The sequence below is a fragment of the Enterobacter sp. T1-1 genome, from assembly GCF_000710795.1.
Lineage (GTDB): Bacteria > Pseudomonadota > Gammaproteobacteria > Enterobacterales > Enterobacteriaceae > Enterobacter > Enterobacter cloacae.
On the sequence record NZ_JALW01000040.1, the window covers coordinates 39,009 to 61,977 of the forward strand.

The following is a 22,969-nucleotide window of genomic DNA, read 5'->3' on the forward strand; positions in this document are numbered from 1 at the left end:
CTAATACTGCTTCACAACAAGGAATGCAAATGAAGAAATTGCTCCCCATCCTTATCGGCCTGAGCCTGACGGGCTTCAGTGCAATGAGCCAGGCGGAAAACCTGTTACAGGTCTACCAGCAGGCACGTCTGGGCAACCCTGATTTACGTAAATCAGCGGCCGATCGTGATGCTGCGTTTGAAAAGATTAACGAAGCGCGTAGCCCACTGCTGCCGCAGTTAGGTTTAGGTGCAGATTATACCTACAGCAACGGTTTCCGCGACGCTAACGGCGTTAACTCCAATGCTACCAGCGCCTCACTGCAATTAACACAGACGCTGTTTGATATGTCCAAATGGCGCGCACTGACCCTGCAGGAAAAGAGCGCGGGTATCCAGGATGTGACCTATCAGACCGACCAGCAAACGCTGATCCTGAACACGGCGACTGCGTACTTCAACGTGCTGAGCGCGATTGACTCGCTCTCCTATACTGAAGCGCAGAAACAGGCAATTTACCGTCAGTTAGATCAAACCACCCAGCGTTTCAACGTGGGCCTGGTCGCCATCACTGACGTGCAGAACGCCCGTTCACAGTACGACAGCGTACTGGCCAACGAAGTGACCGCGCGTAACAACCTCGACAACGCGCTGGAATCTCTGCGTCAGGTCACCGGTAATTACTATCCAGAACTGGCTTCCCTGAACGTAGATAACTTCAAGACCGATAAGCCGCAGGCGGTGAATGCCCTGCTGAAAGAAGCAGAAAACCGCAACCTGACCTTACTGCAGGCGCGTCTGAGCCAGGACCTGGCCCGCGAGCAGATTCGTCAGGCACAGGATGGCCACCTGCCAACCCTGAGCCTGAGCGCCTCCACAGGCGTGTCTGATACCAGCTACAGCGGTTCTAAAACCAACACCGCCCAGTATGACGACAGCAACCAGGGCCAGAACAAAGTCGGCCTGAGCTTCTCACTGCCGCTGTATCAGGGCGGTTTGGTGAATTCTCAGGTGAAACAGGCGCAGTACAACTTCGTTGGCGCAAGCGAGCAGCTGGAAAGCGCCCACCGCAACGTGGTGCAGACCGTGCGCTCTTCGTTCAACAACGTGAACGCTTCTATCAGCAGCATCAACGCGTATAAACAGGCCGTTGTGTCTGCCCAAAGCTCCCTGGATGCAATGGAAGCTGGTTACTCCGTCGGTACCCGTACCATTGTTGACGTGCTGGACGCGACCACCACGCTGTATAACGCGAAACAGCAGCTCTCCAGCGCACGTTACCAGTACCTGATTAACCAGCTGAACATCAAGCAGGCGCTGGGTACGCTGAACGAGCAGGATCTGCTGGCGCTGAACAATGCGCTGGGTAAACCGGTCTCAACCTCGCCGGACAGCGTGGCACCGGAGAACCCGGAGCAGGTTGCTGCGGTTGATAACTTCAACGCTAACAGCAGCGCGCCTGCTGCACAGCCAGCCGCTGCGCGTACCAACACCGGCAGCAATCCGTTCCGTCACTAAGAGTGTCATCAGGCCCACTGCGGCCTGATGCCCTCACCCCAGCCCTCTCCCACAGGGAGAGGGAGCATCTGAATCACATCCGAACGTAAGCCAACGTAAAGATCCCCCTGATTCCGACCCTCTTCGCTTCATTTTCAACCACTCATCCTCTATCCTGAGCGTTATAACCACTGGGTCCTGGAAGACAAATATGAAACGGACAAAATCCATAAATCACGCTTCGTTCCGCAAAAGCTGGAACGCGCGTCACCTCACCCCTGTTGCGCTGGCGGTTACCGCTGTCTTTATGCTGGCAGGCTGTGAGAAAAGCGATGAAACGGTTTCTCTGTATCAAAACGCAGAGGACTGCTCAGCCGCAACCGGTAACGCGGCAGAATGTAAGACCGCCTATAACAACGCCCTGAAAGAAGCGGAACGTACCGCACCGAAATATGCCACACGCGAAGACTGCGTGGCAGAGTTCGGTGAAGGCCAGTGTCAACAGACACCGGCTCAGGCGGGAACGGCGCCAGAAAATCAGGCGCAGGCTCAGTCCAGCGGTAGCTTCTGGATGCCACTGATGGCCGGCTATATGATGGGCCGCCTGATGGGCGGCGGGGCGGGTTACCAGCAGCAGCCGCTGTTTAGCTCGAAAAACCCGGCCAGCCCGGCCTACGGCCAATACACCGATGCCAGCGGCAAAGGCTATGGCGCAGCAACGCCTGGCCGCACCGTGACCGTACCGAAAACGGCGATGGCTCCGAAACCGGCTACCACCAGCACCATCACCCGCGGCGGGTTCGGTGAATCTGTGGCGAAACAGACCAGCATGCAGCGCAGCGCGACGGGTACGTCAACTCGCTCAATGGGCGGCTGATCATGGAACGAGTCAGTATCACCGAGCGCCCGGACTGGCGCGAAAAAGCGACCGAATACGGTTTTAACTTCCACACCATGTATGGCGAGCCGTACTGGTGTGAAGACGCTTATTACAAACTGACGCTCGCCCAGGTGGAAAAACTGGAGGCGGTGACGGCAGAGCTCCATCAGATGTGCCTGAAGGTCGTTGAGAAAGTCATCGACAGCGACGAGCTGATGGCTAAATTCCGCATTCCGAAGCACACCTGGGGCTTTGTGCGCCAGTCGTGGAAAACCAGCCAGCCCTCGCTCTATTCTCGCCTTGATCTGGCGTGGGATGGCGTGGGTGAACCTAAGCTTCTGGAAAATAACGCCGATACACCAACCTCTCTGTATGAAGCGGCCTTCTTCCAGTGGATCTGGCTGGAAGACCAGATGAACGCCGGAAACCTGCCGGAAGAGAGCGACCAGTTCAATAGCCTGCAGGAAAAGTTGATTGAGCGTTTCGCCGAGCTGCGTGAACAGCACGGTTTCAACCTGCTGCATCTCGCCTGCTGCCGTGACACGGAAGAAGATCGTGGAACGGTTCAGTATCTGCAGGATTGTGCTGCCGAAGCGGAAGTCGCCACCGAGTTTCTCTATATAGAGGATATCGGTCTGGGCGAGAAAGGTCAGTTTACTGACCTGCAGGATCAGGTGATCAGCAACCTGTTCAAACTCTACCCGTGGGAATATATGCTGCGTGAGATGTTCTCCACCAAGCTGGAAGACGCTGGCGTGCGCTGGCTGGAGCCGGCATGGAAGAGCATCATCTCCAACAAAGCCCTGCTGCCGATGCTGTGGGAAATGTTCCCGAACCACCCGAACCTGCTGCCGGCATACTTTGCGGAAGATGATTATCCGCAAATGGAAAAATATGTCGTGAAGCCAATCTTCTCCCGCGAGGGGGCAAACGTCTCCATTATCGAAAACGGTAAAACGCTGGAAGCGGTTGAAGGGCCTTACGGCGAAGAAGGGATGATCGTCCAGGCGTTTTATCAGCTGCCGAAATTTGGCGACAGCTATACGCTGATTGGCAGCTGGCTCATCAACGATCAGCCTGCCGGGATTGGCATCCGCGAAGATCGCGCGCTGATCACGCAGGATCTGTCACGGTTCTATCCGCATATTTTTGTTGAGTAGAGTGCGGCCTGATGCCCTCTCCCACGGGAGAGGGTGTAAACACTAAAAACGGCAACCGCAGGTTGCCGCTTTGCTTTTATTACCCCACCTGCACCGACAGCATACTCAAACTCCCCATCTCAATACCGTCGACCGGGATCGTCACCGGTTCCTGGCCATCCCACGCACCAAGAACGTACAGCAGCGGCAGGAAGTGTTCCGGCGTTGGGTTAGAGAGCGAACCGCCTTCGTGATCCAGATAGTTCACCAGCGGATGCTGCTCAACCGGGCCTTGCCAGGTCAGATTGTCTTTGACGTAATCGTTAAAGGACGTTGCCCATGGGTAAGGCGTATTTTCACCGTGCCAGCGCGCCGTGCGCAGGTTATGTACCACGTTTCCGCTTGCCACCAGCATAATGCCTTCATCACGAAGCGTAGCCAGCTTGCGGCCCATCTCCATGTGCCAGGCTGCCGGTTTAGTGCTGTCGATACTCAACTGCACCATCGGGATGTCGGCGTCCGGGTACATTTTTATCAGCACGCCCCATGAGCCGTGGTCAAAGCCCCAGGCCTCTTGATCCAGCGCGACCGGGACAGGTGCCAGCAAATTCACCAGCTTCTGTGCCAGCTCGGGCGAGCCGGGGGCCGGATAATGCGTGTCGTACAACGCCTGCGGGAAACCGCCAAAATCATGGATTGTTTTTGGCGCCTCCATGGCGGTTACGCCAGTGCCACGGGTGAACCAGTGTGCAGACACCACCACAATCGCCTTCGGACGCGGCAACGTCTCGCCCAGGTGACGCCATGTGCGGGTGTAGACGTTGTCTTCCAGAACGTTCATTGGGCTACCGTGGCCTAAAAACAGTGCTGGCATACGTGAAGAAGTCATGGTGATATCCTTACAGAAGGTGTCAATTTGATGGTGCTACATTACGCTTAACACGATGAAGATGAACGCAGATAAGCGTGAAGATCATCATCAGGAAATTTGAATGTAAGGAATATGTAAAACAGAGGTTCCCCTCTCGCTTTGGCCAACGTGAATTATTAGTATTAATGAGAATCATTATCACAAGGAGCATTGCATGTCCGTCCCCTTGATCCTGACCATCCTGGCGGGTGCCGCCACCTTTATCGGTGCGATCCTCGGTGTGCTTGGTCAAAAGCCGTCTAACCGCGTGCTGGCCTTTTCACTGGGATTTGCTGCCGGCATTATGCTGCTTATCTCTCTGATGGAGATGCTGCCTGCCGCACTGGGCACAGAAGGCATGTCTCCGGTACTGGGTTATGGCATGTTTGTTTTTGGTCTGCTGGGCTATTTTGCCCTCGACCGCATGCTGCCCCATGCACATCCGCAGGATTTAATGCAAAAAAGCGTCGCGCCGGTGCCGCAAAAGATTAAACGTACTGCCATCCTCCTCACGCTCGGCATCAGCCTGCACAACTTCCCGGAGGGTGTCGCGACCTATGTCACCGCCAGCAGCAATCTGGAGATGGGTCTGGGTATCGCCCTGGCGGTGGCCTTACACAATATTCCTGAAGGGCTGGCCGTTGCCGGGCCGGTTTATGCCGCCACGGGGTCAAAACGCACCGCCGTGTTCTGGGCCGGGATATCGGGAATGGCAGAAATTCTCGGGGGCGTACTGGCGTGGCTGATACTGGGAAGCCTGGTTTCACCGGTGGTGATGGCCGCCATTATGGCCGCAGTTGCGGGGATTATGGTGGCGCTGTCGGTTGATGAACTGATGCCGCTGGCGAAAGAGATCGATCCTAACAATAATCCGAGTTATGGGGTGTTGTGCGGAATGTCTGTAATGGGATTAAGCCTGGTGTTGTTACAAACGGCGGGTATTGGCTGAACGGTTGCGCTTCCTTATTTGAGGGAGCGCAATTTCTTTTCATGTCAGTGAATGCCAACTATCAGTATTAATGATATAAAGTCCGGCACCATACTTTCTAATCGCCATAGAATTCACTTAAGAAATATTATTTATAACTATTCCCCGTAAAATAATTACCGCTTCGTGTATTTAAAAAAACTCAAAAGATTGATGTCAATCACTATTTAAACCGAGCATTCTGGCTGTTGAGCAACAGCATTTTTCCCATTTATAATTTCAAATGATTTATTAATAGTTTCTAAATCCCCCATTTAGAAATGCTCACGAGATGAACCATATTGCGACTGGTATATTTCGACCGCTTTAATGAAATAAAAGTGTTGCAATATTAATTCATTAAAATTATTGCGCCATCCACTCTTAGATAAAGGATTATATCTTCATGTTTAACAAGACTATTCTGGCAGTTGCGACAACTGCATTGCTTTCTGGTCTGTCATTTACTGCTATGGCAGCAGATAACCAGGGCTCGGGGAAGATCACGTTCACCGGTGAAGTTATCAGTGCGCCTTGCTCTATCACCCCGGGAGATGAAAATCAGACGATTGAATTAGGAGAAGTCGCGGATAGCGTGCTGAACAGCGGTAAAAACTCGCTGCCGGTTGACGTGAATATCCACCTGCAGGATTGCATTCTCTCTTCTACCACCGGACAAACCACCACCACGATCGACAAAGTGAAGGTCACCTTTGCCTCCGCAAGTACCGATTCGACCGACACCAGCCTGATGAAAAACACGCTTGATGGCAACATCGGCGGTGCAACAGGTGTGGGCGTTCGCTTGCTGGATAGCGGCAGCAATAAAGTCACGCTGGGTACGCCGATTGAAGTGTCATTCCCTACCACAAATGCCTATCAGGAACTGAACTTCAAAGCCCGCATGGAACCGGTAGCTGGCAGCCAGGCTACCCCGGGTAACGTTCAGGCCCAGGCGAACTATATCCTTGAATATAAGTAATTTGATTGCCGTCTGAAAACGTAGCCGATGAAGGACTCATCGGCTTTTATGCCTTCTTTTTAAAAGCGAAACGGATTTATGCTAAAACACTCAGCGCATCAACTCTCCCGCCTCTCTGCTTTTATAAAGTATTCGCTGAGTGCCACACTTTACTCAGCTTTATTCGTGTTGCCTGTCTCCGCGGTTGAATTCAACACAGATATGATTGACGTTGAAGACCGAAGTAATATTGATATTTCCCAGTTTGAGAAAAAAGGCCACATCGCGCCGGGTAGCTATCTCGTCCGCATTCAGGTCAATAAAAACACGTTGCCTCAATCCGCAACAATGGAGTGGATCGCAACGGAAAACGAAAGCGGTTCGCAAATTTGTGTGAATGCCGGGCAGTTATCCGCTTTCGGACTGAGCACCGATTTTATTTCGCGGCTGCATTATTCTCAGGGCGGACATTGCCTTGATCTTTCGGCTGTTCCGGAACTGGGCTTTTCCCTTAATAAAGGGACGATGGTGCTTTCCGTCACCGTTCCCCAGGCATGGATGAAATATCAGGCGAAGAACTGGACGCCGCCGGAATATTGGGATGAAGGCATTGCGGGTGTTTTACTTGATTATAATCTCTATGGCAGCCAGTACGATCCGCACGGGGGCGACGACAGCCAGAATTTCAGCGCCTACGGCACGCTCGGGTTTAACCTCGGCGCGTGGCGTCTGCGTTCAGATTATCAATATAACCAAAACTTTCGTCACGGTGAGTCTACAGGCAGCGACAGCAGTCTGGCACGAACCTATCTCTACCGCCCTATCCCTTCGCTGTCATCAAAAGTGACGCTGGGGCAATATGATTTAAGCTCAGATATTTTTGATACCTTCCACTTTACCGGTGCATCACTGGAAAGTGATGAAAGTATGCTGCCGCCTGATTTACAAGGTTATGCACCACAAATTAACGGCATCGCGCAGACCAATGCCAAAGTGACCGTCTCCCAGTCTGGCCGCGTTCTTTATCAAACAACCGTCGCGCCGGGCCCGTTCACCATTTCAGACCTGGGTGAAACCTACCAGGGACAGCTGGACGTAGTGGTCGAAGAGGAAGATGGGCGCAAAACCACCTTCCAGGTGGGTTCATCCTCAATCCCCTTCCTGACCCGAAAAGGCCAGGTGCGCTATAAAACATCCATCGGTAAGCCCACCGCTACAGGCCATAACGACATCAATAACCCGCTTTTCTGGACAGGTGAACTCTCGTGGGGCTGGCTGAGTAATGTGTCACTGTATGGCGGCACCCTGCTGACGGCGGATGATTATCAGGCCATGACCACCGGTATCGGCTTCAACCTGGATTCGTTCGGCTCGATCTCTTTTGATGTGACGGGCGCCGAGGCCACGCTCCATCAGGGAAAAAATGAGACACAGCGTGGGTACAGCTATCGCGCCAACTACGCAAAACGTTTTGAGGCGACCGGCAGCCAGATCACCTTCGCAGGTTATCGATTCTCGGATAAAGAATATGTCTCAATGAGTGAATATCTCGCCTCCCGGGACGGAGATACCTCAACGACAAACGAAAAAGAGAGTTACGTTATCTCCTTCAACCAGTACCTTGATTCGCTGGCATTAAATACCTATCTCAACGTCACCCGTAACACCTACTGGGACAACAGCAGCAACACAAACTACTCCTTTTCGCTGAGCCGCAATTTTGATATCGGCAACTTAAGAGGTTTATCCGCATCGCTGGCGCTAAGCCGCGTGCACTGGGACGACAGCGACGAAAACCAGGTCTATTTCGCCTTCACCCTCCCGCTGGAGCAAAGTCGTAGCATTATGTACAGCTACCAGCGTTCAGGCGGCGACAGCGCGTCTCATATGGCTTCTTACTATGACGCCTCCGATCGCAACAATACGTGGAATCTCTCGGCCTCTACGACGGAAGACGATTTGCGCGAAGGCGAACCGTCATTGCGCGGCGGATACCAGCACTATTCTCCTTACGGACGCCTGAATCTTTCAGGAAGCGTTCAGCCCAATCAATACCGTTCGATCAGCGCGGGCTGGAACGGCTCGATCACCGCCACGCGGCATGGCGTAGCCCTGCATGATTACAGCCCGGCCAATAACGCCCGGATGATGATCGATGCCGATGGCGTTGACGGAATTGAGGTCAACAGTTCGCGCACGCGCACTAACGCATTTGGTATTGCTGTCGTCCCCTCACTCAGCAACTACACCACCTCCACGGTGCGCGTTAACAGCAACACGCTGCCTGATGGCGTGGATATAGCAACCTCCGTTATTCGCACCACGCTGACGGAAGGTGCCATTGGTTACAGCAAGCTGAACGCCACCACGGGCTACCAGATTGTCGGCATTATTCGACAGGAAAACGGTCAGTTCCCTCCTTTGGGCGTCAGTATCGTCGACAGCGCTACGGGTAAAGAGGTCGGTCTGGTTGCCGAAGAAGGGTTCGTTTATCTCAGCGGGATTCAGGAAAACAGTACGTTACGTCTCACCTGGTCTGACAAAGCGTGTGAAATCACGCCGCCGAACCAAAGTAACCTTAACGGTGACGCTATATTTTTACCTTGTAAAACAGTGCATTAATTCAGGATGAATAAAATGAACATCACGATGATTTCAAAAGGACTTATCTGTTTCCTTGGCACGTGCAGCTTTGCCTGGGCCACTGTATCGCCCGACAGAACACGCATCATTTTCAACGCCTCAGCAAAAAGCGTGTCGGTCAGACTGATAAACCAGAGTAAAACCGATCCTTATCTGGCTCAGTCGTGGATTGAGGATAAAGAGGGTAAAAAAACGCGCGAGTTTATCTCTCCTGTTCCGCCACTGTTGCGTATCGAGCCTGAGGAACAGGCGCAGGTTCGCCTGATGGCGCAGCAAAACCTCAGCCGACTTCCAGCCGATCGAGAGTCGCTGTTTTATTACAACATGCGGGAGATCCCACCCAAAGCCGAGCAGAAGAACGTGATGCAAATCGCCATGCAAAGCCGGCTTAAACTGTTCTGGCGGCCAAAAGCCATTGAGCTGAAGGAGGGCCAGTTTGTTCCGCTGGATAAGGTGGTTATATCCCGCGCCTCGGGTACGCTGCAGTTTAAAAACAGCAGCCCCTATTACATCACCGTGGGCTATATCGGCCTGAACGGTAAAACCTTATTGCCGGGCGCAGAGAGCGTAATGATTGAGCCGTTTGGTCAGGCCAGCCAGTCACTGGCTAAGCTGCCCGCTGAATTTCAGGTCGGCTATATCAGCGATTATGGCGGTCTGGAAATGTTTAAGGTGAGTTGTAACGCGATGCAGAGTACCTGCCAGAGCAAACCGGTGAATAAGGGATAATGATGAAAAAAATACATCTCGCGGTGATTGCCCTTTTATGTTTGTTCTCATCCTCCGCATGGGCGATGGACTGTTACAAAGATTCATTGGGCGGCCAAAGTCTGGTCACAACAACGCTCCCGACGTTCACGGTCCCAGCCAACGCCCCAGCCGGACAAAAAATTTGGGAAAGCGGCGATTTACTGGTGACGGTATATTGCGATCACGCCACCCGCGACAGTACAAAACCTGTCTCGCAGGATCCCTGGAGTGAACACGTTTATGCCTATATCCTGGACAGTTTTCATAACACCGATAGCCTGATGACCAACAATCCCTATCTGGCGTTTGGCGTAACCTATAACGGTATTGACTATGACATCCCCGATATCAAAATTGATACGGGAGCATGCCTTGATAAGCAGGATGATAAGTGGGGTGACTACAAGGAAGCAGCCTGCAATGGCGTCACAATTCAGAAAAACGTCACGTTTAGCGTGCGCTTTCGTCTCTACGTGAAGCTAAAAGCGATACCAAAACAGCAGTTTGACTATACCTTTCCCTCCGTCACCGTGCTGACGTTTGACGGTTCAGGCGGAATCAACACGCTTTCGAATGCAAAAAACCTGCATTACGACATTACCGGGCTTTCAAATATTCACTTCCTGGACTGCGGTGTGGATATCCGGATCTACCCTGAAAATCAGATTGTGAATTTTGGCCAGTTTACGGAGAGCGCAGTCAACGCCAACGCCGTCACCTCACCGTTTAGCATTTCGACAATCCGGGATGCCACTGCTGGTTGTTCAGAACAATTTGACGTAACGACCAGCTTTTACACCACCGATACGCTCTACGATGATACGCATCTGGACATGGGAAATGGTTTACTCATGCGTCTCATTGATAAAACCAATGGCGATGTGACGTACAACCAGTATCTTCCTTTTGCAACCTATCACCCTGATGATACGGAGACGACGCTGACGCACGACTATACGGCTGAGCTAACCCGCAAACCTGGTGAAGCCATTATTCCTGGACCATTCAGTAAAGACATTATTGTCAAAATCAATTATCAATAATTGATCAAAAAGCAGACCAGCATCTCCTGTTGGTCTGCTTTTTTAGCCCCTCGCCCTCTTTTTTCTGCGTAAGCCATTCACTTCAATAATTAATAAACGCATACTTAAAGTGTCTTTAATTATTTTTTAATCACGCATTGTTACAATTAGTTTTAGAATACAACCGCCTCAAACATCAATATCTCTTAAATATTATTCATAACAAGGATATTTCATGCGAAATATTTCAAAAACACTTTTGGCGGTTGCTTTAGGCTCTTTTATCTCTGGCAATGCACTGGCAAGCGATCAAGGCTCCGGTAAAATCACCTTTAAGGGCGTTATTATTGACGCACCATGCAATATTGCACCAGACAGTATTGATAAAGAGATTGAACTTGGCCAGTTCACCACGGCGGTGATGAATGTGAATAAAAAATCCACGGCGGTACCGGTTGATATCAACCTGGAAAACTGTCAGCTTGACGCTGCAGATGAAACCGCAACGCCCGTCACCAAAGTGGACGTAACCTTCAGCAGCACTGCAACCGACTCAGCCGATACCAGCCTGATGAGCAACACCTATGCGGGCGGCGCGCAGAACGTGGGCGTTCGTCTGCTGGATAATGCAGAGTCCCCTATCACGCTTGGTACGGCACAAACTGTCGATCTTTCTGCGGGTTCAACGACCCAGACGCTGCACTTCAAAGCGCAGATGGAAGTGGTCGATGGTAAAACAGCAACGGCAGGCCAGGTCGAATCTACCGCGAATTACATCCTGTTGTATAAATAAGCCCATACCGTTAATTATATTTCGGCTGGCAATATATTTGCCAGCCATTGCCGTAATTTTATTTGAGAGCTGAATGATGAAATACAGTGCATTTTCGATCATCATTGCTGGCTTTCTTACGCCTCTTCCACTGGCCGCCGTTGAATTTAATATTAACGCTATCGATAAAGATCAGCGTGGCAATGTTGATTTATCCCAGTTCAAAGATAAGAACCACGTTGCGCCGGGTCATTATTTCGTTAACGTTGCAATTAATAATACGCCACTCGCTAGCGGCTGGCAGTTAGCCTGGTATAAAAAAGACGATACAACGGAAGTCTGCATTCCGTCCGATCTGGCGGACACTTTTGGTCTGGACGATAAATACCGCAGCATGCTGACGGTTAACGCGGGCTGTGTCGACTTTTCCCCGCTGCCGCAGGTTCGTTTCAAGTTTATTCAGGCGACGCAAACGCTGGAAGTCACCCTACCTCAGGCCTGGCTACAGTACCGTTCCACCAACTGGATGCCGCCCGCGACCTGGGACAACGGTGTCTCAGGCGTGCTGCTGGATTACAATCTGTTTGCCAGCCGCTATCAGCCCGATGAGGGGTCAAGCAGCGATAACGTCAATACCTACGGGACCGCTGGCGCCAACCTGGGCGCCTGGCGACTGCGGGGAGATTATCAGTACGCCCTTAACCGTACGGAAGGGAGGTCGCAGAGCGATGGCCGCCTTTCTCGCGCCTACCTTTTTCGCCCTCTGCCTGCACTTGGCTCAAAGTTCACGCTGGGTGAGTCAGATTTTCAGTCGGATATTTTCGACGGATTTTCCTACACCGGAGCCTCACTGATCAGCGACGAGCGCATGCTCCCCTGGTCTCTGCGCGGCTACGCGCCACAAATTTCTGGTATCGCGCAGACGAATGCCACCGTGACCGTCAGCCAGGCAGACAGAATTATCTATCAAACCAAAGTCCCACCGGGCCCTTTCGTCATCCAGGATATCAACCAGTCCGTACAGGGAACGTTGGACGTCACCGTCGCCGAAGAAGACGGTCACACCAACACCTTCCAGGTTTCTGCTGCCTCTGTGCCTTTCCTGACGCGAAAAGGCCAGGTTCGCTATAAGCTGGCGGGCGGTAAACCCCGTCAGGACAGCTCGCATCAGGTCGAAAGCGAGGCCTTTTTAAGCAGCGAATTCTCCTGGGGCGTACTATCCCGAACATCCCTGTACGGCGGGCTCCTGAACAGCGGTAATGATTACCGCGCGCTGGCGGCAGGTATCGGGCAGAACATGGATATGCTGGGCGCGTTGTCATTTGATGTCACCCAGGCCAGCAGCCAGCACGAGGGGGAAGCAAAACAGACGGGATACAGTTACCGCCTCAACTACAGCAAGCGTTTCGATACCACCGGGAGTCAGCTCACGCTTGCCAGCTACCGCTACTCCGACAGCCGCTTTCTCAGCTATGCCCGCTTTCTTGAAAAAGACCAGGAGCACGCGGAAACGGAAAAACAGACGCTAAGCATCACTGCCAGCCAGTACATCCCCGCCCTGTCGCTAAACCTTTACCTTGGTATGCTGCGCCAGACCTGGTGGGACAGAGCCCCCTCCACCACCGGCACGCTCACGGCAGGATACAACTTCGACCTTGGCCGCTGGAAAAATCTTGGCGTGACGGCCTCATGGAGCAAAACACATTATCAGGATCAAGGCGATGACACGCAGGTTTACTTCTCTTTAAGCATCCCCCTCGATCCGGTTCATCGCCTCAATTACGATCTGAGAAACAGCGACACGACGCGTCAAACGCTCTCCTGGTATGACTCTTCAGACAGTAACAATACCTGGGGGATATCCGCTGGTACCGAGAGCGAAAAAACTGACTCCGGGGCGCAAGTCAGCGCGAATTATCAGCACTATGCCGGGACGGGAGATCTGAACCTGTCCGGAAGTTACAAGGCCCATGACTACCGTTCCGTCAGCGCGAGCTGGAACGGCTCGTTTACCGCAACCGCCCACGGGGCGTCGCTTCATCGCCGGAGCTACGGCAACGAACCGCGTGTGATGGTCAGCACGGAAGGGATCGGCAATATACCGCTGAATATGTCCCGCGATGCCACCAACATGCTTGGTATTGGCGTCCTGCCCGCCTTTTCGAGCTATATGCCCGCCAGCGTACAGGTCAATCTGAATAACCTGCCAGAGGGTGTCGATGTCGATAACCACGTCATTCGCTCCACCTGGACCGAGGGTGCAATCGGTTATCGGCTGATTGCCTCCCGTCAGGGTCAGGATGTTGCCGGGATCGTGCGTACCGCCAGCGGCACGCCGCCTCTCGGCGCCCAGGTGCGAGAGCAGGATTCAGGCAAAGAGGTGGGCATTATCGCCCAGGACGGACATATCTGGCTGGGGGCGGTAAAAGCTGAACAACACTTTATCGTCACCTGGGGAGACGATCAGCAGTGTCATTTCTCCCTGCCAGCTTCTCTCGACAACACTACGCAGCTGATGCTGCCCTGCCAGTAACTTATCATTATGAAATCATACGTTTATTTAACAGCATTCCTGTTTTGTGGCTCCGGCGTCTCGCAGGCGGCAATTAACCTGGACAGGACGCGCATCGTCTTTGTCGAAAGCGATAAAGCCAGCAGCCTGACCATTGAAAACCAGAGCAAATCGCTTCCCTACCTTGCCCTCGCCTGGGTGGAGGATCGGGACGGGCGCAAAGAGGACACCCATTTTATGGTCCTGCCGCCTATTCAGCGCATTGAACCCGGCGCCTCGTCACAGGTGCGGATCGTGAAACAGGCCGCGACGCAACAGCTGCCTGAGGATCGGGAAACGCTGTTTTATTTCAATCTGCGTGAAGTGCCGCCCAAAAGCGGGAGCCTGAAAGAGGAGCGCAGCGTCATGCAGGTGGCTATGCAGAGCCGCATTAAGTTGTTCTGGCGGCCGGACAGCATTCATAAAAAATCAGGTGAAGAGACGGAAATGCAGCTGTCGGTGACGCTGTCGGGCAAAACCATGCACCTGAAAAACCCAACGCCCTATTTCATTACGCTGGCGTGGCTGAGCAATAACGGAAAAACCATGATGCCAGGCTTCGACAGTCTGATGATTAGCCCGTTTGCGACCAGTACGCTGACGCTGAGTGAAACAGAAGGAACGGGCTACAGCATAGGTTATATTGATGATTATGGTGCGCTACGCAAGGTCAATTTAACCTGTACCGGGTCAACACCATGCGCGCTAACGCCGCGCAAGGCAGGGCAAAATGCGACATCTCGCTAAGCTTTTCCTTTTTATGCTGGTGATGTGCCCCCTTAAGCAGGCGCTGGCGCTGAACTGCTACCTTGGCACACAAAATGGCCCGGTGGAGCAAACCAAAACGGTGTCAGAATTCTCAATCCCCAGCACAGCAAAAGTTGGGCAAAAGATTTGGGAATCCAGCGATATCAAAATCCCCGTGTATTGCGACAGAAATACCGCGTCAAATCATGAGAACGAAGACGTCTTCGCCTGGGTGAATCCTTATCCGTCAATGTCGGATCCTTACTACGAACTCGGTGTAACCTACGAGGGTGCAGATTACGATGCCATCGGGCAAACCTACGGCGTGGATACCCGTCAGTGTCTGGACAACAACAGCCTGAGCAAATACACGGCCGAACAGTTAAAAGCGATGGGCTGGGAGAAATACATCTGTTCGGGGAATGCGTGGGATGTACATACCTCACGAACCTTTGCGGCACGCTTCAGGCTGTACGTTAAGCTCAAAGCGATACCGCCTCAGGGCTACGTCAGCACGCTTGGTGATTACATCGTCGTGCAGTTTGACGGCAAAGGCGGCGTAAATGCGCTTCCTGATGCCAAAAACCTCAAATACCACATTAACGGGCTGGAAAACATCAGGGTACTGGACTGCGGAGCGACGTTCAGTATTTACCCTGAAAATCAGGAGATCGACTTTGGCACCTTCAGCGCACGTGACATCGTCAATCAGGGCACGCGTACGCGAACGTTCTCGGTTAAAACCAGTAAAGTACAGGATGCGCAGTGTTCAGACGGATTTAAGATCGACTCGTCGTTCTATACCGATAGCGAGCTGACGGCCAATGATACGGCGTTGCTGATTGGTAATGGCCTGAAGCTGCGCATTCTTAACGGCACACAGCCCTACACCTTCAATCAGTATGACGAGTACGCTGATTTTACCGGTTCGGTGCTGCATTTCGAGACCACGTACACCGCTGAGCTTTCACGTGCAGAGGGAAAGGGTATCGATTCTGGCCCTTTTGAAACGGTCGTGCTGTTTAAAATTAACTATCACTAGATACAAAAAAGCCGGGTTTCCCCGGCTTTTTCATTCGTGCACCGTTCAGCTGGCTTTGCGCTCGTGCGCCTGACGGTACTCGATCAGATCTTCAATTGTCACGACCGGCATGTTGTGCAGGCGTGCAAAGGTGATGCACTCTGGTGCGCGCGCCATGGTGCCGTCATCGTTGGTCAGTTCACACAGTACGCCTGCAGGTTTGAAGCCTGCCAGCGTCACCAGATCGATGGTCGCTTCAGTGTGGCCACCACGGGTCAGCACACCGCCCGCCTGCGCACGCAGCGGGAAGACGTGGCCAGGACGGTGCAGGTCGGATGGCTTGGCGTCATCGGCAATTGCTGCACGGACGGTAGTCAGACGGTCAGCCGCGGAGACACCGGTGGTAACGCCATGCGCGGCTTCGATGGTCACGGTAAAGCCGGTACCAAAGGCGCTGGTGTTGTTTTCGACCATCATCGGCAGCTCGAGCTGCTTACGGCGGTCTTCGGTAATACACAGGCATACGATGCCGCTGCCGTGACGGATGGTCAGTGCCATCTGCTCAACGGTCATGTTTTCGGCGGCGAAAATCATGTCGCCTTCGTTTTCACGGTTTTCATCGTCAAGCACCATCACGCCGCGGCCTTCGCGCAGGGCATCCAGTGCATGTTCAACACGTTGAGTTGAAGTGCCAAAAGAGGAAAGTAGCGTCTGATTCATGGTAAAAAAACCTCATTAACATTATGGTTACCAGAATCAGGGCAGTCTTAGGAGCGCCGTATAAGCGGCAAAAAGATAACGTGAGCGGGCCCATGCCCGACTGGATCGTTACTCTCTCCCATCCGGACTTTAACCGTCGGCCCCGGAATTACACCGGATCTGCTGACCTTTGAGAGTTCACCCAAAGCGCTCGCGGGCTTTCAGCATGACGCTGCTTTACCGCCGGTGGGGAATTTCGCCCCGCCCTGAGAATAAGCGAGATAACTATAACGCTATTGATTAACCTGGGCAATGCATAAGCTTCAAACAAATCTGCTTTATCCTGGAGCATGACGCGCTACAATGTTCATCAACACCGTCTTATCAAGGGAAGCCACTATGATTGACCCGAAGAAAATTGAGCAAATTGCGCGTCAGGTTCATGAGTCCATGCCAAAAGGCATTCGTGAATTTGGTGATGACGTTGAGAAGAAAATCCGCCAGACGCTGCAGGCGCAGTTAGTTCGCCTTGATTTAGTGAGCCGCGAAGAGTTTGACGTGCAGACACAGGTTCTGCTGCGCACCCGTGAAAAGCTGGCGCTGCTGGAACAGCGTCTTACCGAGCTGGAAAACCGCAATACCCCGGAAGAAGTGAAGCCGGCACCAGCGATACCGCCGGTGGATGACCAGGCCTAAGTGCGGCCTGATGCCCTCACCCCTGCCCTCTCCCGGTGGGAGAGGGTGAAATAACGGGCCAACTGGCCCGTTTTTTACTGACTGTCTTTCTGGATCTTTTTGATGATGTTGGTGGTTGAACACCCGTCCTCAAAGTTGAGCACCATCACTTCACCGCCGTTGGCCCAGACCTCTTCGCTGCCCGCGATTTGCTCCGGTTTGTAATCGCCGCCTTTTACCAGCAGGTCAGGCAGAATGCCAGCAATCAGGCGCTGAGGCGTGTCTTCTTCAAACGGCACAACCCAGTCCACCGCTTCCAGCGCGCCGAGCACAATCATACGCTGCTCCAGCGGATTCACCGGACGCGTTTCGCCCTTCAGACGTTTGGTCGAGGCATCGCTGTTCACCGCCACAATCAGACGATCGCCCAGCTGGCGCGCATTCGCCAGATAAGAGACATGGCCCGCGTGCAGAATGTCGAATACGCCGTTGGTCATCACCACTTTCTCACCGCGTTTACGCGCGGCAGCAACGGCCACTTTCAGCTCTTCTTCCGTCATGACGCCAAAACCGGTATCGGCGCGGCCGCGCACGGCGTTTTCCAGTTCGATTGGCGAAACGGTAGAGGTCCCGAGTTTACCGACAACCACGCCCGCCGCGGCGTTCGCAAAGTAGCACGCTTCTTCGAGGGAATTACCCGCTGCCAGCGTTGCCGCCAGTACGCCAATCACCGTATCACCGGCACCGGTTACGTCGTACACTTCCTGCGCCTGGGTTGGCATATGCAGCGGCGCCTTGCTCGGCTGCAGCAGCGTCATTCCCTGCTCGGAGCGGGTCACCAGCAGTGCAGACAGCTCGAAGTCAGCGATGATCTTCATACCGCGCTCGACGATCTCCGCCTCCGACTTGCACTTGCCCGCCACCGCTTCAAACTCAGAGAGATTAGGCGTCAGCAGCGTTGCGCCGCGATAGCGCTCAAAGTCAGTGCCTTTCGGATCGATCAGTACCGGCACATTGGCTTTACGCGCCAGCTGGATCATCTGTTGTACGCTTGCCAGTGCCCCTTTGGCGTAATCAGACAGTACCAGCGCGCCGATATTGCCCAGCGCCTGATTAATGCGCTCGTGCAGCGGCTCAGGATCCACACCCTCAAACCCTTCTTCAAAGTCGAGGCGGATCAGCTGCTGGTTACGCGACAACACGCGCAGCTTGGTAATGGTCGGGTGCGTCGGAACAGAAACGAAATCGCACTTCACGTTCACGTCCGCCAGCGACTTGCTCAGCGCGCGCGCCGCATCGTCGATACCGGTGAGGCCCACCAGACGCGAATGCGCGCCCAGAGAAGCAATGTTCATCGCCACGTTTGCCGCGCCGCCAGGACGCTCTTCAATGGTATCGACCTTAACGACCGGTACCGGTGCTTCCGGGGAGATACGGCTGGTCGGCCCATACCAGTAGCGATCAAGCATTACATCGCCGACAACCATAACTCCAGCACGTTCAAACTCTGGCAGTGTTACTTTCATTCCTGACTCCAGAAAGATTCACAATTTGCGCGCGATGATATCACACTTGTTTTGTTACGCACGGTTCCACCAGCCACTTCTGCCAGCTCGCTTTCACCTGGTCGCGTTCACGGGTAAAGCAGTCGAGCGCCACATGGCCCGGCTGTTCCTGCAAGGCGAGGTGGTGCAACTCATCGCGCAGCGTGGTGTAGGCGCGGGTTAAGGCCTGCGCCTCCTGCTCATCCATTATGTCGTTTTGCGCAAGCAGCTCCAGAATGCGCACATTATCCGACCAGCGGGTCAGCTTCGGCTTGTCATGCGCGTGCAGGAGCACCAGATACTGGGTGATAAACTCAATGTCGGTAATGCCACCCTCATCGGCTTTAATATCAAACCGATCGCGGTGTTTATTGCCCAGATGCGCACGCATCTTTTCACGCATTTCGCGCACTTCGGTCTGCAACTTACTGCCTTCACGCGGGGTGGTCATCACCGCTTTACGAATGGCATCAAACTGCGTTTTTAACTGCGGATCGCCATACACCACGCGGGCGCGCACCAGCGCCTGATGCTCCCACGTCCAGGCTTCGTTTTTCTGATAATCGGCGAAGGATTCCGTTGAGGTCACCAGCATACCAGCCGCGCCGGACGGGCGCAGACGGGCATCCACTTCGTACAGAATCCCCGATGACGTGCGGGTGCTGAACAGGTGCATAATGCGCTGGGCCAGACGCAGATAGAACTGGCGCCCGTCAATTTCACGCTCGCCGTCGGTCATCACGTCTGCCGGGCAGTCGTGCAGGAAGATTAAATCCAGATCGGAGCTGTATCCCAGCTCCCACCCGCCGAGCTTGCCGTAGCCCACCACGGCAAAACCGCGGCCTTCTCGTTCAGCAAGATGTTTTGGCTGGCCGTAACGCGCCACCATCTGGATCCACGCCTGATGCACCACCGCATCGATGATCGCTTCCGCCAGCCAGGTTAAGTGATCGCTCACTTTCATCACCGGCAGCGTTTCGGCAATATCTGCCGCCGCGACGCGCAGCATCTGGGCCTGTTTGAACTGGCGCAGCGCCTCCAGCTGCTGCTCTTCATCTTCTTCCGGCACGCGCAGCAGATACTGGCGCAGCTCATCGCGGTAGGCATCGGTCGCCGTCGGCTGATAGAGGGTATTGGGATCGAGCAGTTCATCCAGCAGCAGCGGATAACGCGCCAGCTTGTTGGCCACCATCGGTGACGCCGCGCAGAGCGTAATCAGGTGTTTCAGCGCCCCCGGGAATTCGCTCAGCAGTTCAAGATAGGTGGTACGCGTAATGATGCCGCTCAGCAGCGGCATCATGCGGGAAAGCGGCACCGGGGCGTCGGCACGGGAACAGACATCGCTCAGCAGGTGCGGCATCAGGTGATCCAGCACCTGGCGACCACGCGGACCAATGGCACGCTTGTTGAGTTCGAGGCGGAAATCGGCGATCAGCGCCACCACCCGATGGCGATCGTCGTCGCTCAGGTGCGCCAGCACGGGCGTAGTGTCATCTTCCTGCAGGGCATCCTGCCACAGTTCACGCCAGTGTTCAGAGAGCGTATCGTCCTGCGATTCGCTTTCATCATCGCCAATCAGCTCGTTAAAGATACGGCGCACGCCTGCCATATGCGCCTCCAGCCGTTCGGTCAATGCGGCCCAGTCGTCCACGCGCATGCCCCACGCCAGACGCGCCCGGTTCAGGTCATCCCCCGGCAGGGTCTGGGTTTGCTCGTCATTGATGCTTTGCAGCAGGTTTTCCAGACGACGCAGGAACAGGTATGCCTCACGCAGGGTTTGCGCGTCCCCCTCTGGCAGGAGATGGAGTTGCTCAATCGCCGACAGCGTCGGGAGCAACGAGCGGGATTGCAGCGACGGCTCGCGACCACCGCGGATAAGCTGGAAGACCTGGACAATAAATTCGATTTCACGAATGCCACCCGCGCCGAGCTTAATGTTATCTTTCAGCCCACGACGGCGTACCTCACGGGCGATCATCCCTTTCATGTTACGCAGGGACTGGATCACGCTGAAGTCGATATAGCGACGGAACACAAACGGGCGCAGCATGGCGCGTAGTTCGTTGGCGTAAGCGTCGTCGCTGTCACCCATGATCCGCGCTTTGACCATCGCGTAACGCTCCCAGTCGCGCCCCTGCTCCTGGTAGTAATCTTCCAGCGCCGCAAAGCTCAGCACCAGCGGGCCGCTGTCGCCAAACGGACGCAGACGCATATCCACGCGATAGACAAAACCGTCCTGCGTCGGCTGATCCAGCGCCTTGATCAGACGCTGGCCAAGACGGGTGAAGAACTGGGCATTGTCCAGTTCACGACGGCCTCCGCGCGTGGAGCCGTTCTCCGGCCAGGCAAAAATCAGGTCGATATCGGAGGAGAAATTCAGCTCGCAGCCACCCAGCTTGCCCATCCCCAGAATCAACAGCGGCTGAGGAACCCCTTCCTCGCTGCACGGCGTGCCCCACTCTTTACAGCAGGCGGCGTAAAGCCAGTCTCGCGCAGCGACAATCAGCGTCTGCGCCAGCTCGCTCAACTGCTGCAGCGTGCTCTCTTCGCTGACCAGCTCAAGCGCCTGCGCCCAGGCAATGCGCACCATCACCCGGCGGCGAAACTGGCGCAAAACGCGCATCAGCGTGGCTTCATCCGCCACCTCAGCCAGCGCGCTTTGCAGCCAGCCTGCATAATGCCGCCACTCGTCAGCCTGCGGCGGGGCGTTTTCAAGCTCCACCAGCCAGTCCGGGTTAGCAGTAATACTTTCCTGCACAAAATCACTGAACGTGAGCACGCACTTTGCCTGCTCGCTGAACGATGACGCCGGTAATGACTCAGGCAGACGTTCGCAAACGGTCTGCCACTGCTGCTGTAACTGCGAAGAAAGCGGCATTATAGGGGTTCCTTGCCAGAGTTAACGTTTTCCGCTGTGCAGCCAGAATGGCTCCTGCGAAATGGCCTCGTTGCGGAAATGCTCAATCTCAATATGCTGACGGGTTTCGATGGCATGTTTCAGCCCCTGCCAGTTTTCCAGCCATGCCTGCGTTTTGACGTCATCATAGGCACCCGACAGCAGTAGCATGCAGTCGATGTTGCGCGTCAGACGGATCAGCTGGTCGCCGTACTGGTCACCCAGCGGATAAGCAAAGGTGGTTTTCAGCTCTGCGGCATGGCGGGAGAGGTGGATATCCGCGAAACGTTTGAAGTTTTCTGCGATTTTGGTCTGGGCTTTCGCGTCCAGGAAGGTGCGCCAGCCGCGCGTCACCAGAAACTCGGTCAACGCCAGTTTGGCGGCCGCGGTTTGCGGGCTGTAGATCGCCGTTTGCGCAGACACATCAGAGAGCATCAGCGCTTCAGTTTGCGTCAGCAGATCGCGTAAGTGAGCACTTGCTTTGCGAGGCACGATGCCGCCAAACAGCATCAGGGTATGACGAACCAGACCGATGGCGGCCAGGACGTGGGCTTTTGCGTTTTTCACATTACGCACCCAGAGCTCTTCGTGGTACTGCCACTGCGAAAGCGCCAGCTCCAGAGCCGCCTCCATGCCCTGCTCAACGCTGGCTTTTGGGGCTACGCGTAACACAGGGGTCTCTTTCAGCGCCCGTGGCGCATTCCCGGCGGCCAGATGATAGCCGCGGGCGGCTTTGCTGAGGCTGCCCTGACGCAAGCCTGACTGACTCACTAGCTTACGCGCCAGCTTCAGCACATCGTTCGTCTCGCCTTCCAGCAGTTCAAGCTCCAGTTCGCAAATTGGCTCCTGGTATTCCCCCGCTTTCACCTCGCCCAAATCAAGGGCGATTTCAATGCGGCTTTTGCCTTCCGTTACCAGCCATTTCTCGCGCCAGAAATCGGTGCTGAACAGCGGCTGCACCTCTGCTGCCAGGGTGGATGGCAGTTCGCCGTTTGGCCACACTTCTGCCGGAAAACGTTCCAGCTCAAGTTCTGGCTGATTGATGTCGATATTGTATTCGGGGCGCTGATGCAAACCGCCCACAACGCGACCGGCGATTTTCATCGTCATCTCGTAGCGCCCGTTCGCGCCGCGGATGCGCAAGCCCATATCATGACGACGCAGCCAGTTGTCCGGCGTTTCGTAATAGATATTGAGCAGCTGTACGGGTTCATGGTGTTCGCCGGACAGCGTTTGCAGATGCTGGCGGAGCGCGTCAACGCTGTCTTTTTCGACGATAAATTTTAATTCGATCTCTTGTGCCATAGCCTTGTACTT

The 22,969-nt window shown here is 54.3% G+C and carries 18 protein-coding genes and 1 riboswitch; of the genes, 13 read left to right on the forward strand and 5 right to left on the reverse strand.

The window, feature by feature from the left end; genetic code table 11:
• Positions 1 to 29: 29 nt before the first annotated feature.
• The 3 genes from tolC to AK59_RS0113735 all read left to right on the forward strand — a co-directional run bounded on the left by tolC (position 30) and on the right by AK59_RS0113735 (position 3,515).
• Positions 30 to 1,496 carry an outer membrane channel protein TolC gene (gene tolC / locus AK59_RS0113725; protein WP_020689478.1) on the forward strand — a complete coding sequence of 489 codons (1,467 nt, stop codon included), beginning with the start codon at positions 30 to 32 and terminating at the stop codon, positions 1,494 to 1,496.
• A 190-nt stretch (positions 1,497 to 1,686) separates the two neighbouring features.
• On the forward strand, positions 1,687 to 2,352 hold the full coding sequence (locus tag AK59_RS0113730) for a DUF1190 family protein (protein ID WP_013098745.1): 666 nt from the start codon (positions 1,687 to 1,689) through the stop codon (positions 2,350 to 2,352).
• Between the two features lie 2 nt (positions 2,353 to 2,354).
• On the forward strand, positions 2,355 to 3,515 hold the full coding sequence (locus AK59_RS0113735; protein WP_029883040.1) for a glutathionylspermidine synthase family protein: 1,161 nt from the start codon (positions 2,355 to 2,357) through the stop codon (positions 3,513 to 3,515).
• A gap of 79 nt (positions 3,516 to 3,594) precedes the next feature.
• On the opposite strand, the gene ygiD is transcribed toward AK59_RS0113735, so the two are convergent.
• Positions 3,595 to 4,383 carry a 4,5-DOPA dioxygenase extradiol gene (gene ygiD / locus AK59_RS0113740; protein WP_029883041.1) on the reverse strand — a complete coding sequence of 263 codons (789 nt, stop codon included), beginning with the start codon at positions 4,381 to 4,383 and terminating at the stop codon, positions 3,595 to 3,597.
• Positions 4,384 to 4,579: 196 nt separating this feature from the next.
• On the opposite strand from ygiD, the gene zupT reads away from it, so the two are divergent.
• The 9 genes from zupT to AK59_RS0113785 all read left to right on the forward strand — a co-directional run bounded on the left by zupT (position 4,580) and on the right by AK59_RS0113785 (position 15,859).
• Positions 4,580 to 5,353 (forward strand): zinc transporter ZupT, encoded by a 774-nt coding sequence (gene zupT, locus AK59_RS0113745; protein WP_013098748.1) that lies wholly within the window; start codon positions 4,580 to 4,582, stop codon positions 5,351 to 5,353.
• Positions 5,354 to 5,777: 424 nt separating this feature from the next.
• On the forward strand, positions 5,778 to 6,353 hold the full coding sequence (locus AK59_RS0113750) for a fimbrial-like protein (protein ID WP_013098749.1): 576 nt from the start codon (positions 5,778 to 5,780) through the stop codon (positions 6,351 to 6,353).
• 78 nt (positions 6,354 to 6,431) lie between these two features.
• Entirely contained in the window at positions 6,432 to 8,954 is a 2,523-nt protein-coding gene (locus AK59_RS0113755; RefSeq protein ID WP_029883042.1) for a fimbria/pilus outer membrane usher protein, read from the forward strand.
• Positions 8,955 to 8,969: 15 nt separating this feature from the next.
• Positions 8,970 to 9,704, forward strand: coding sequence for a fimbrial biogenesis chaperone (locus AK59_RS0113760; protein ID WP_029883043.1), 735 nt, complete (start codon positions 8,970 to 8,972; stop codon positions 9,702 to 9,704).
• 2 nt (positions 9,705 to 9,706) lie between these two features.
• On the forward strand, positions 9,707 to 10,768 hold the full coding sequence (locus AK59_RS0113765) for a pilus assembly protein (protein WP_081852454.1): 1,062 nt from the start codon (positions 9,707 to 9,709) through the stop codon (positions 10,766 to 10,768).
• Between the two features lie 214 nt (positions 10,769 to 10,982).
• Positions 10,983 to 11,540, forward strand: a complete 558-nt coding sequence (locus AK59_RS0113770; RefSeq protein WP_029883045.1) for a fimbrial protein — start codon at positions 10,983 to 10,985, stop codon at positions 11,538 to 11,540.
• Positions 11,541 to 11,613: 73 nt separating this feature from the next.
• Positions 11,614 to 14,052, forward strand: coding sequence for a fimbria/pilus outer membrane usher protein (locus AK59_RS0113775; protein WP_032618574.1), 2,439 nt, complete (start codon positions 11,614 to 11,616; stop codon positions 14,050 to 14,052).
• 9 nt (positions 14,053 to 14,061) lie between these two features.
• The gene (locus AK59_RS0113780; RefSeq protein ID WP_029883047.1) at positions 14,062 to 14,817 is read left to right on the forward strand and encodes a fimbrial biogenesis chaperone; all 756 of its coding nucleotides are present in this window, start codon (positions 14,062 to 14,064) and stop codon (positions 14,815 to 14,817) included.
• Positions 14,801 to 15,859: a fimbrial protein gene (locus AK59_RS0113785; protein WP_029883048.1), complete on the forward strand. Its 1,059-nt coding sequence runs from the start codon at positions 14,801 to 14,803 to the stop codon at positions 15,857 to 15,859. Before AK59_RS0113780 ends, AK59_RS0113785 begins: the two co-directional genes overlap by 17 nt.
• 45 nt (positions 15,860 to 15,904) lie before the next feature.
• Here the strand turns inward: AK59_RS0113785 and ribB are convergent, their stop codons facing one another.
• Entirely contained in the window at positions 15,905 to 16,558 is a 654-nt protein-coding gene (ribB, locus tag AK59_RS0113790; protein WP_008502964.1) for a 3,4-dihydroxy-2-butanone-4-phosphate synthase, read from the reverse strand.
• 106 nt (positions 16,559 to 16,664) lie between these two features.
• Positions 16,665 to 16,815, reverse strand: a riboswitch (FMN riboswitch).
• 121 nt (positions 16,816 to 16,936) lie between these two features.
• On the opposite strand from ribB, the gene ubiK reads away from it, so the two are divergent.
• Positions 16,937 to 17,233, forward strand: coding sequence for a ubiquinone biosynthesis accessory factor UbiK (gene ubiK, locus AK59_RS0113795; RefSeq protein WP_013098757.1), 297 nt, complete (start codon positions 16,937 to 16,939; stop codon positions 17,231 to 17,233).
• Positions 17,234 to 17,307: 74 nt separating this feature from the next.
• Here the strand turns inward: ubiK and hldE are convergent, their stop codons facing one another.
• Genes hldE through AK59_RS0113810 form a run of 3 tightly spaced genes read right to left on the reverse strand, consistent with a single transcriptional unit; the run spans position 17,308 to position 22,957 of the window.
• Positions 17,308 to 18,738 carry a bifunctional D-glycero-beta-D-manno-heptose-7-phosphate kinase/D-glycero-beta-D-manno-heptose 1-phosphate adenylyltransferase HldE gene (gene hldE, locus AK59_RS0113800; protein WP_029883049.1) on the reverse strand — a complete coding sequence of 477 codons (1,431 nt, stop codon included), beginning with the start codon at positions 18,736 to 18,738 and terminating at the stop codon, positions 17,308 to 17,310.
• A 40-nt stretch (positions 18,739 to 18,778) separates the two neighbouring features.
• Positions 18,779 to 21,637, reverse strand: a complete 2,859-nt coding sequence (glnE, locus tag AK59_RS0113805) for a bifunctional [glutamate--ammonia ligase]-adenylyl-L-tyrosine phosphorylase/[glutamate--ammonia-ligase] adenylyltransferase (RefSeq protein ID WP_029883050.1) — start codon at positions 21,635 to 21,637, stop codon at positions 18,779 to 18,781.
• An 18-nt stretch (positions 21,638 to 21,655) separates the two neighbouring features.
• A complete protein-coding gene (locus tag AK59_RS0113810) occupies positions 21,656 to 22,957 on the reverse strand; it encodes a CYTH domain-containing protein (RefSeq protein WP_029883051.1) in 1,302 nt (433 codons plus the stop codon).
• Positions 22,958 to 22,969 lie beyond the last annotated feature (12 nt).

Coding starts and splice junctions, on each gene's coding strand:
- AK59_RS0113785 (WP_029883048.1), top strand. CDS start 14,801: ATGCGACATCTCGCTAAGCTTTTCCTTTTTATGCTGGTGATGTGCCCC.
- hldE (WP_029883049.1), bottom strand. CDS start 18,738: ATGAAAGTAACACTGCCAGAGTTTGAACGTGCTGGAGTTATGGTTGTC.
- AK59_RS0113775 (WP_032618574.1), top strand. CDS start 11,614: ATGATGAAATACAGTGCATTTTCGATCATCATTGCTGGCTTTCTTACG.
- AK59_RS0113730 (WP_013098745.1), top strand. CDS start 1,687: ATGAAACGGACAAAATCCATAAATCACGCTTCGTTCCGCAAAAGCTGG.
- zupT (WP_013098748.1), top strand. CDS start 4,580: ATGTCCGTCCCCTTGATCCTGACCATCCTGGCGGGTGCCGCCACCTTT.
- ubiK (WP_013098757.1), top strand. CDS start 16,937: ATGATTGACCCGAAGAAAATTGAGCAAATTGCGCGTCAGGTTCATGAG.
- AK59_RS0113765 (WP_081852454.1), top strand. CDS start 9,707: ATGAAAAAAATACATCTCGCGGTGATTGCCCTTTTATGTTTGTTCTCA.
- AK59_RS0113780 (WP_029883047.1), top strand. CDS start 14,062: ATGAAATCATACGTTTATTTAACAGCATTCCTGTTTTGTGGCTCCGGC.
- AK59_RS0113770 (WP_029883045.1), top strand. CDS start 10,983: ATGCGAAATATTTCAAAAACACTTTTGGCGGTTGCTTTAGGCTCTTTT.
- AK59_RS0113735 (WP_029883040.1), top strand. CDS start 2,355: ATGGAACGAGTCAGTATCACCGAGCGCCCGGACTGGCGCGAAAAAGCG.
- AK59_RS0113810 (WP_029883051.1), bottom strand. CDS start 22,957: ATGGCACAAGAGATCGAATTAAAATTTATCGTCGAAAAAGACAGCGTT.
- ygiD (WP_029883041.1), bottom strand. CDS start 4,383: ATGACTTCTTCACGTATGCCAGCACTGTTTTTAGGCCACGGTAGCCCA.
- ribB (WP_008502964.1), bottom strand. CDS start 16,558: ATGAATCAGACGCTACTTTCCTCTTTTGGCACTTCAACTCAACGTGTT.
- tolC (WP_020689478.1), top strand. CDS start 30: ATGAAGAAATTGCTCCCCATCCTTATCGGCCTGAGCCTGACGGGCTTC.
- AK59_RS0113750 (WP_013098749.1), top strand. CDS start 5,778: ATGTTTAACAAGACTATTCTGGCAGTTGCGACAACTGCATTGCTTTCT.
- AK59_RS0113760 (WP_029883043.1), top strand. CDS start 8,970: ATGAACATCACGATGATTTCAAAAGGACTTATCTGTTTCCTTGGCACG.
- AK59_RS0113755 (WP_029883042.1), top strand. CDS start 6,432: ATGCTAAAACACTCAGCGCATCAACTCTCCCGCCTCTCTGCTTTTATA.